General features: G+C 66.0%; 8 protein-coding genes. 4 read left to right on the plus strand and 4 right to left on the minus strand.

Annotated features, from left to right (window positions below; genetic code table 11):
• Positions 1-776, plus strand: a 776-nt coding sequence (locus AB0B02_RS29420) for a hypothetical protein (RefSeq protein ID WP_357305823.1), incomplete at its 5' end; no start/stop codon positions are given.
• Between the two features lie 213 nt (positions 777-989).
• Here AB0B02_RS29420 and AB0B02_RS29425 read toward each other — a convergent pair.
• Positions 990-1,385: a hypothetical protein gene (locus tag AB0B02_RS29425; RefSeq protein WP_357305826.1), complete on the minus strand. Its 396-nt coding sequence runs from the start codon at positions 1,383-1,385 to the stop codon at positions 990-992.
• 31 nt (positions 1,386-1,416) lie between these two features.
• Positions 1,417-3,423, minus strand: a complete 2,007-nt coding sequence (locus AB0B02_RS29430) for a hypothetical protein (protein ID WP_357305829.1) — start codon at positions 3,421-3,423, stop codon at positions 1,417-1,419.
• A gap of 529 nt (positions 3,424-3,952) precedes the next feature.
• Here AB0B02_RS29430 and AB0B02_RS29435 point away from each other — a divergent pair.
• Complete coding sequence (locus tag AB0B02_RS29435) at positions 3,953-5,269, plus strand: hypothetical protein (RefSeq protein WP_357305832.1); 1,317 nt, start codon at positions 3,953-3,955, stop codon at positions 5,267-5,269.
• Between the two features lie 52 nt (positions 5,270-5,321).
• On the opposite strand, the gene AB0B02_RS29440 is transcribed toward AB0B02_RS29435, so the two are convergent.
• Positions 5,322-5,699 (minus strand): helix-turn-helix transcriptional regulator, encoded by a 378-nt coding sequence (locus tag AB0B02_RS29440; RefSeq protein WP_357305835.1) that lies wholly within the window; start codon positions 5,697-5,699, stop codon positions 5,322-5,324.
• 133 nt (positions 5,700-5,832) lie between these two features.
• Here AB0B02_RS29440 and AB0B02_RS29445 point away from each other — a divergent pair, with 133 nt between their 5' ends.
• The gene (locus AB0B02_RS29445; RefSeq protein WP_357305838.1) at positions 5,833-6,684 is read left to right on the plus strand and encodes an ATP-grasp domain-containing protein; all 852 of its coding nucleotides are present in this window, start codon (positions 5,833-5,835) and stop codon (positions 6,682-6,684) included.
• 62 nt (positions 6,685-6,746) lie between these two features.
• Here the strand turns inward: AB0B02_RS29445 and AB0B02_RS29450 are convergent, their stop codons facing one another.
• Positions 6,747-7,031, minus strand: a complete 285-nt coding sequence (locus AB0B02_RS29450; protein ID WP_357305841.1) for a hypothetical protein — start codon at positions 7,029-7,031, stop codon at positions 6,747-6,749.
• Between the two features lie 95 nt (positions 7,032-7,126).
• Here AB0B02_RS29450 and AB0B02_RS29455 point away from each other — a divergent pair, with 95 nt between their 5' ends.
• Positions 7,127-7,537 carry an SMI1/KNR4 family protein gene (locus AB0B02_RS29455; protein ID WP_281938944.1) on the plus strand — a complete coding sequence of 137 codons (411 nt, stop codon included), beginning with the start codon at positions 7,127-7,129 and terminating at the stop codon, positions 7,535-7,537.
• Positions 7,538-7,698 lie beyond the last annotated feature (161 nt).

Raw genomic sequence — 7,698 nt, forward strand, 5'->3', positions numbered from 1 at the left:
CCCGTGTCGGTGGTGCGTGGGTGACGCAGGATTTGGGTGCGGTCGCGGTGGGGCAGACGCCGTCGGTCAGTGTCCACGACGGTTTCGTCAGCGTGTTCACGGTTACCTCGGCCGGGCAGATCCAGGAGACGTACCTGTCCCGTCTGGGCGCGGCGTGGGTGACCCAGCCGTTGCCGGGTGGGGTGGTGGCGCCGTACACGTCGGTGGTGACGCACGACGGTTATGTCAGTGTGTTCGCGGTGACGACCGGCGGCCGGGTCCAGGAGACCTTCCTGGCGAGTATCGGCGTTGCCTGGGTGTCGCAGGACCTCGGCGTGGCGGCGGTCGCGCAGGCACCGTCGGTGGTGACGCATGACGGCTATGTCAGCGTGTTCACCGTCACCGCGGCTGGGCAGTTGCAGGAGACCTACCTTGCTCGGATGGGCGCCGCATGGGTGACCCAGTCGCTGCCGGGCAGCGCGGTGAAGCCGGCAACGTCAGCGGTCGTGCATGACGGTTACGTCAGCGTGTTCGCCGCCACGACCGGTGGCCGGCTGCAGGAGACCTTCCTGTCTGGTCTCGGCACGGCGTGGGTGGCACAGGACCTGACCGCCGACCCGGGCACTCCGCTGATGGCGGGTCGGCCGGTCACGGTGACACATGATGGCTACACCAGCGTCTTCACCATCAACGCCACGGGTGGTCATGTCCAGGAGACCTACCTGCCTCGTATCGGCGCGGCCTGGATCACCCAGGACCTGACCACCACTGCCGGGACCCCGGCAGCCAAACCGTAACGACTGATCGAAAAGGCGTCCGTGCTGCCGCGCTCCACCGGCAGCACGGACGACATCCTGCCCCGCCCGGCGGCGTCCACCGACCCGGCATCCCGGATGGCCGGACGCCTCTCAGCCTGCTTCGGCAGCTTCCGCTCGGAGGAGGGCACGATGGTCTCGGCTTACGGCATGGCGTGGCGATCGCGGCGTGTTTCCGCGGTGGATCATCCCGGGCTACAGGTTGTTGATTCGGGCCAGCAGCTCTGCCTCGGTCAGGTTTTCCAGGGCCGCGTCCTGCTTGCGGCCCAGGACCGCCAGCAGCTTCTCCTTCTCCAGCTTCTTGGCCGCCGCCGCCTTCGCCGCCTGGTCCTCCGCCTGGCGGACGGCGATGACGTGCTTGACGACCTCCAGCTTGGTCTCCAGGGTTACCTTGGCCGGATTGGCCTCGGTGGCCACGAACGATTCGGTGTCGACGGCCCTGAGCTCGGCGTTGACCGCCTTGGCCACATCGTCGAGGCTGAAGCCGGACTTGGCGGTCAACGGAAGCTCCCACAACTGCTCCGTGGTCAGTAGGCCCTTGGCCGACGGATAGCGGAACTTCTCCCGGGTGGCCTTTTCGAAGATGGTCACGGTGGCCTCTCTGAAATGCTTGAGTACGGAATCAGAACTGGATGCTGACAAGGCGGCGCAGGCCGCTGGTCATGGTCACCTTGGCGACCACAGAGTTGCGGATCGTGGAGCTGAAACCGAGGCCGGAAAGCTGATCCGGGGTCGGCTCGCACTTGGTGCGGTCGCCGAGCACCTCGAACACCTTGCGGTGCGGTTGCAGGTCGCTGCGGAGGAACTCGTTGTAGATCCCCCGCGTCGGCTGGTCGTTCACGCACCCCTTGAGGATGAAGAAGTAGTGCCGGTTGCCGACCTCGTTGTCGTCAAAGTAGTTCGGCGAGTACATGATGGTGGAGACCGGTACGAACTGTTCGGTGGTGATGCCCCACAACTCCTTGGCCGCACTGCCCGGCTGCACGTCCCTACCCGGCTGGAAAGCGGTGATCACCCCGCCGACGACCGTCATCCGGCCCACCTCGACGGTTTCCTTGTGGCCGACCGCGCGCTCGTGGCGGTAATGCTCGATCTTCCCGTTGCTCTCGGTCTCGATCACGAAGCCGACCTGGGTGCTGTCCCGCTTGCGGTACTGGTTGACCTCGATCCGGTACTCACCGTCGGGGACATGGCCGGTCCAGGTGACGTTCTCCACCGGCTCGCGGGAGAGCGGAGCGCTGACGTTCATGTCGACGTCCAGCTTGTTGCGCTTCTCCTGATACCAGATGTGGTCGCCGTTGGGCTCGTACACGTGCAGGTCCAGGTCGTCGTGGTTGAACCAGGACAGGCTCACCCGCAGCTTGCCGGTGACGTTGCCGCCGGCCCGCTTGACCCTCTCCTTGATCGAGTCGGTGACGTTGCCGCCGTACGACCAGCCGAAATCGTTGTCCCACTTGAACAACCGCGGAGCAGCCGGATGCCGGCCGGTGGTGAGGCTGACGAGGTGCGGCTCGTAGGAGTTGGCGACCCACAGGTCGATGGTGGCGGCGCCGGGCAGGACGTCCTTCATGAAGGAGACCACGGGAATCTCCTCCGGCTTCGCGTCGCGGAGCGCACCTGACGACCGGGTGGTGGCCGCCTGCATGAGCAGCCCTTCGATGCCGTCCTTCATCCGTGCCTGGGTGTCGTTGTCGACCCACAGCACGTTGGTGACCGACACGTCGGACAGCCGGGCGAACCGTCGCTGCAACGACTCCTCGATGCCCAGCTCGGCAATGGTCTTCATGGCGGCCTTGACCATGCTCGGAGTGATCAACGCCGAGGGGCGCTGGTAATTCTGCGGCGCCACCTTCGCCTCGAACGACCGGACCGCCCGCTCCAGGTCAACGCCCGCGCAGAGATCCTGGACGAGGGTGCCGATCACCGTGTTGCGGAACCGGGCCGCCGGGTTCATGGCGTTGGCGAAGACGAAGGCACGTCGGCCGGTCGCCTGGGCCCACCGGTTCTGCAGCGAGCGGAACTCGACCACCGCCCGACGATGCTCCGCGCCCCGGTAGAGGGCGTTGTCGTCGATGAGGTCGACGACGGTGTCCAGAGCGTCCCGGGTCAACTCGGCCAGGCCGCGCTGGAAAACCTGCACCGCTGCGGCGAAGTCGCCCTGTGCCGCGCCGACGTCCTCGACGCGATGCCGCTTCTCCACCCGGCCGTGCAGGTGATGCCACACCTCGACCTGACCGTCGCGCAGCGTTCGGGTGGTCTTCGTCCCGTACTGCGCCTGAGTGGACCGGAAGATGGTGGACAACGGCAGCGAAAGAACGAACTCGTCCAGAGCGGCGGCGACGACGGAGAAGACCGGGTCTGACGCCGACACCCCGGACCAGACCGTACGGACCCGCCCGTCGTGGATCTCGACGACGTTGCCGAAGTGCTTGATGAAACCGCGGCAGGTCGAGCAGTCGTACTCGGATCGCTCACGGAACCGCAGATTGGTGCCGGCGGGGAAGGACTCGAGAAAGGTGAGCCAGAGTGAGTCCCGGTCGAGGCCGTCGCCGACGACATACAACTCGCCCCTGGACATGGCGGACAGACGCGAACTCACATCCGCCACGAACTGCTGGAAATCGCCCACCGTTTCATCCCCCTTGATCGCCGGAGATCCTACGGAGCGAACGCCAGTCGGAGAAACGCCTTTCCGGCCGTCCGCACGGTCGCGGACGGGCGCCGGTGGCCGGTGGCCAGTCGACCGGCGCGCGTACGGCGGTAGGGTGCCGGGCCGACGGTCAGCAATTTCCGCCGGTTGGCCGGTGGCGCCGTTGAATACATCCCGGCTTGCGCTGTGGTCGCCTTGCCGGCACTACGTAACGCCGTGACGGGCCTCCCCGGTGGTCGCCAAGCTGGCTCAGGCCCGGTCAGTGGATGCCGGCGCTTGTGATGTCCCCGTTGTTTACGGATCGTCGTTGCGCCTGCACGCCAATACTCGCGCATGGCCTGCGGTCCGTCGTTACCAGCCCTGCCTTCGCCTGCGGACTACGTCCGCCGACCCACGCCGCACAACATCCTCCGATTCCGAGATCATCGAGACGAGCGGGCCATGGTGAGGCTGATGAAGCCGACATAGCGTGGGGCCGATGCATGCCCCACTTCCAAGGAGCAAGACGTTGGAGAACGAGATCCAGCTGATCAGTGACGGCGATGGGTTGGCGATCATCGGGCATCCGGCGGCTGTCGATCGTTTCCTCACCCAAGAGCGGCTGCCGTCGAAAGACCTGGGGCTGAAACGGCTCAGCAGCGCCCTCGGTACCGGGTCCAAGATCGCCAAAGCCGGGGCCGAGATCTCCGAGCAGTCCGGTCGCTGGGTCCAGCTGTCGGCGGAGTCCGCCCAGGCGATGAAGAAGTACAACCTGATGAGCGGCTCGGAGAATGGTCTCAGCCGTGCCGTGCTGACGGACCACGGCAGGATCACCGGCCTGCTCGAGATCGTGCGAACCCCGAGCGCGATGCTGACCAACCCGGCGATCCTGACCGGTGCCGCTGGTCTCATGGCGCAACTCGCGATGAAACAGAGCATGGACGAGATCACCGACTATCTCGCCGTGATTGACGCGAAGGTCGATGCCGTGCTCCGCGCTCAGACCGACGCGGTGGTGGCTGACATGATCGGGGTGGAGCTCGTCATCGACGAGGCTCTGACGATCCGGGAGCAGGTGGGCAGGGTTTCTGAGGTCACCTGGTCGAAGGTGCAGGCCACCCCGGTGCCGCTGGCCCGGACCCAGGCGTACGCGTTGCGGCAGCTCGACGCCATCGCCGAGAAGTTGGAGACGACCAACGTCGGTGACTTGGCCGCGACGTCGAAGGAAGCCGAAATCAAGGTGCAGGAGTGGCTCGCGGTCCTGGCCCGCTGCTTCCAACTCCAGGACGCGGTCGCCGTGCTCGAACTCGATCGTGTGCTGGAAGCGTCCGCCCAAGAGTTGGAGGAGCACCGCGTCGCCATCCGCATCGCCCGGCAGAAGCGTCTCGAGCTCATCTCCCACGCCACCGAGCGCCTGATGGCCCGGATGGACACGGCCGCCGGCACTGCCAACGCGAAGGTGCTGTTCAATCCGAGCTCGTCGCGCGCTGTGGTGCGGTCGACCAATCACGTCGCGACCATCGTCGTCGATTTCAACGGCCGGCTCGGCGTCGAACGCGACCGCCGGTCATGGGATGCCCGGCGATGGCTGGACGCGGCCGTGGAAGTGCGCGACAAGGTAGTCGAAACCGGGTCCGAGGTGGGCGCCAAGGTTCTCGACACCGGAGCTGAGGTGAAGGACAAGGTGCTGGAAACTGGCGCGGAGGGCTTCGGTGTCGCTGGTCGTTTCAGTATGCAGGCTTTCGGCCGGGCCAGATCGATGATGGGCAGGTTCTCCGATGAGATCGCCGAGCGGGCCCAGCGGCAACGTGGGAGTAGAGAGGAGATTGATCGAGAACACCCGTAGTGGTGCGTCCGGATCTGCCGCTGAGCGGGCGCGCGTTCGGTCACCCTCGGCGTTACCGCTGTCGAGCACTGTCCTGATCAAGATCGTTCGATCCGAGTTCCCTCGCACGCGTGGTCAACTGCTGGACCTGATCCCGTGAAAGCCAGCTGGCGACAGCTACCAGGCTGCCGATCTCCTGGCTCGCATCGTAAGGTCCTTCCCTCGGGGAGACATCGTCGACCGACAGCCCCGCGATCACCAGGAGGTCGGCTACCGGCAGTTGCATCCCGGGCGCAATGTCGTGGAGAACTTCCACGCTTGGCGGGATGGCACCACTGAGGAGTTGCCGGATGGTCGATTCAGCTCGGCCAGAGGCACGGCTCATCGCTTGTGGAGTGAGACGACGGTTTGCCACGAGACCACGCAGGATCAATGCGAAGTCGCGGCTCATCCGGACAGGCTACCGCGGTGGGCCACGCTGGTTGATCGACACGTCGAAACCCGGCTCACTGTCATGCCGCGTTTCGGGTGGCGGCCGGGGCAACAGGTCGAGGTCGATCGGCCGCGTGGGGCAGGATATGAGCGTGATCCTTCTCGTCCCCGCGAACCCTCTTCGGCCGCGCCACCCAGACGAGCACTTCGCGGCGGAGGCACAGGCCGCCCGTGCTGCTGGGATCGATGTTGCGGTGGTCGACCACGATGCGTTGGCTCGGGGCGGAGACGCGCGACGGGCGGTCGCCTCGGTCTCGGGCAGTGGTACGGCTGTATACCGCGGCTGGATGCTGCGCAGCGAGCGGTACGCCGCGTTCGCCGAGTTGCTCGCCGAACGCGGTGTGGTGTTGAGGAGCACTGCTGAGCACTACCGGCGGGCACACGAGCTGCCCGGTTGGTATGCCGCTCTGGCTGCGGCCACTCCACCGTCGGTGTGGACCACGAGCTCGGACCGGGCCAACTTCGACCGCGCGCGGGTCGAACTGGGCGCGGGACCGGCGGTGCTGCGTGACTACAGCAAGTCGATGAAGCACTACTGGAATGAGGCGACGTTCATCCCCGACCTGGATGACGGCGCGGCTGCGTGGCACGTGGCCAGGCGGTTTCTGGAACTGCGCGACGACGACTTCGTGGGCGGTTTCGTACTGCGGCGCTTCGAGCGATTCACCTCCGCCGAAGTACGCACGTGGTGGGTCGACGGTGTGTGCGTCCTGATCGGACCGCATCCCGACAGCCCGCACGATCCCGCGCCGGCCGGGATCGACCTGGCCCCGATCGCACCGATGATCGCCGGGCTCGGCCTGCCCTTCGTCACTGTCGACCTCGCCCTGCGTGTGGACGGCGAATGGCGGGTGATTGAACTCGGCGACGGGCAGGTGAGCGACCGACCAACCACCATCGAACCTCAAACGATGATCACGGCCCTGCTTGTCCTGGCCCGCTGACCGGCAGCACTGTCTGTCCGAACATCCGCTCATACCGCGAGGCGCGGGTCCTGAGGCTCGGGCTACGTGTAAGCGGAGTCCCAGACGCGCTCGAACGCGTCGCGTGTGACGACGAACGGGCTCCAGTCTTCTTCAGGATCATCCAGGCTCGCCTGCCCGAGGCCGCCGTGCCGGTCTGTCTCATGTCCGGGCCCGTGCCGGAGGACCGGGCCGTGGTCGTACACCTCGACCTGCCGGACCGGCCAACCGTCGTCATTCACCTCGAAGTACCAGACTGAGTGTCCCCAAGCGTCGAACTCGTCGCCGCGCGATTCGTCCCAGCGACGACGATAGAAGCGACCGTCCATGGCTGTAAGCGTAGATCCGCGCATGCGCGGATTTGCCGCTGGTGGTGTGCGTCGAAGTCTTGTGGGGGACCGCTCGGAGCACCGACGATAGTTACATGATCATCGACAGCTTGCCGGTCCCGTCTGCGCTCCTCCGGGTGCTGCAGCAGGGTCGGTGGGTAGCTCCAGACCGCTCGTCGCCGACGTACCGGGAAGTCTTCGGTGATGACGCCGTAGCCCCGCAGTTCCTTCCCTTGAACCGGATGACGGCCAACAGGCGCTGGCTCGATGACATCCCTGAGGACTATCGCGGGTTCTACCTCGGTCAACCGGACCGGCAGAGCCCACCCGGCGACGTGGATCCCGACCGGTCTCTCCTGATCGGTGATCTCGGACCTGACCAGCCGTTTGCGTTGGACTACAGACCTTCGGCTGCCGCGCCGTCGGTGATCTACCTCAGCACAGCGGCGGACTGGATCGAGGTTGCGCCCAACATCGAGATGCTGATCGAACGTCTTGGGATCTGACTGTGCCGAGGGATCCCTTTGCTCTTCTGCCGCCGTCCGAGGGCCTGGCCAAATCTCAATGGCTCCGGGGGGGTGTCCCTATGGGTTTCGTCAAGCGGCGATCGGCGTGGCTGGGCGGGGCTGGTAGGGAATCTTGTCGCGGAGCATGGCGAACAGGACGT

The sequence above is a fragment of the Micromonospora sp. NPDC049240 genome, assembly GCF_040647835.1.
In the GTDB taxonomy this organism is placed as follows: Bacteria; Actinomycetota; Actinomycetes; order Mycobacteriales; family Micromonosporaceae; genus Micromonospora.

What these genes read in the sequence shown, in the direction of transcription:
- AB0B02_RS29440 (WP_357305835.1), bottom strand. Translation starts at nt 5,699, where the DNA reads ATGAGCCGCGACTTCGCATTGATCCTGCGTGGTCTCGTGGCAAACCGT.
- AB0B02_RS29450 (WP_357305841.1), bottom strand. Translation starts at nt 7,031, where the DNA reads ATGGACGGTCGCTTCTATCGTCGTCGCTGGGACGAATCGCGCGGCGAC.
- AB0B02_RS29455 (WP_281938944.1), top strand. Translation starts at nt 7,127, where the DNA reads ATGATCATCGACAGCTTGCCGGTCCCGTCTGCGCTCCTCCGGGTGCTG.